Below are 210 nucleotides of genomic sequence, written 5' to 3' on the forward strand. Positions count from 1 at the left end.
AGCAGGCGAAGCTGTCGCAGATGGGGCTCGACATCAACAGCATCGCCACGCAGATCGGCCAGCAGAACAACATCGGCCCCAGCGGCGTGCTGGTGACGCCGACCGACAACGTGCAGATTCGCCTGTCAGGCCAGTTCTCGGACATCCGCGATCTGGAGAACCTGACGCTGCGCGGCCCCGGCGGCACGACCAATATCCGCCTCGGCGACA

1 protein-coding gene is annotated in these 210 nt (G+C 65.2%); it reads left to right on the forward strand.

Annotated features, from left to right (window positions below; genetic code table 11):
• Positions 1 to 20 precede the first annotated feature (20 nt).
• Positions 21 to 210: efflux RND transporter permease subunit (locus tag DW299_RS01535; RefSeq protein ID WP_205814309.1), on the forward strand; the 190-nt coding region annotated here is incomplete at its 3' end.

The sequence above is a fragment of the Microbacterium sp. K35 genome, assembly GCF_004794375.1.
Classification (GTDB): domain Bacteria; phylum Actinomycetota; class Actinomycetes; order Actinomycetales; family Microbacteriaceae; genus Microbacterium; species Microbacterium sufflavum.